Below are 1,067 nucleotides of genomic sequence, written 5' to 3' on the forward strand. Positions count from 1 at the left end.
CACCGGCCACACCCGGCGCGGATGTCGGTGGATTTCATGTTCGCATCCCGCAACATCCGCCCAAGCGGTGCGAGTACGGACTTCATGAAGTCGGCGGAAGGCGGTGCGTGATTTTCCAGCGGTGTGCCGGAAATGGGTACGAACGGCACCACGAAGGGATAGACCCCAAGTGCGATCAGCCGTTCAGCCAGAGCCAGAATATCTTCGGCGCTGTCGCCAAGGCCTGCCAGAATGTAGGTATTGACCTGCCCGCGCCCGAAGATCGGTACGGCGGAAGCAAAGGCGTCCATATAGCGATCGACGCTGACCGTGGCCTTACCGGGCATGATCTTCTCGCGCACCGCCTGCGTGGCAGCTTCGAGATGCATGCCCAGACTGTCCGCTCCTGCATCCCGCAGACGCTGGAACCAGTGGTGATCGCGTGGAGGCTCGCACTGAACCTGAAGCGGCAGATCCACCGCCGCCCTGATGGCACGGGCTGACTCCGCCAGCACGGCTGCACCCCGGTCAACCACGTTGGGTGTGCCGGTGGTCAGCACCATGTCGCGCACGCCGTCCAGTTCCACGGCGGCTTTGGCGACCTCAGCCAGTTGCGCTGGCGTCTTGTAGGCAATGGTGCGATCAGCCTCCAGCGACTGGCCGATGGCGCAAAACTGGCAGGACGTGCGCCGGTCGGCATAGCGGATGCAGGTCTGGTGCACCGTGGTCGCCAGCGTATCGCGCCCGTGCAGCAGCGCGATCTTCCAGTAGGGAATGCCGTCCGCCGTGCTCAGGCCATAAAAGCGCGGGGCGGCCGGAAAATGTATCGTGCCCAGTGTCTGCCCATCGCGTAGCAGCGTGCTGGCCCCGTGCTGGTCCGGCGGGCTGGCCTGGAATGGTGAGTGCTGCGCGCCAGATGTATAGACCGGGACCATGACGGTCTGGCCTGCAATGGTAATCGTCTTGTGATCCGAAGGACCGGCGCCTCCCTTGCGGGCGATGCCGCCGGTCTGCTCACCGATCTGCAGTCCGAAGGATTGCAGGTCGGTAACGAGCTTGCGACCAGAAAGTGTACCGAGCGTCGGAAT

At 63.8% G+C, this 1,067-nt stretch carries 1 protein-coding gene; it reads right to left on the reverse strand.

Features of this window, described 5'->3' with window-relative positions:
* Positions 1-1,067: MSMEG_0568 family radical SAM protein (locus tag B7449_RS17355; protein WP_244465775.1), on the reverse strand; the 1,067-nt coding region annotated here is incomplete at both ends.

It is taken from the genome of Komagataeibacter intermedius TF2 (genome assembly GCF_000964425.1).
In the GTDB taxonomy this organism is placed as follows: Bacteria; Pseudomonadota; Alphaproteobacteria; order Acetobacterales; family Acetobacteraceae; genus Komagataeibacter; species Komagataeibacter intermedius.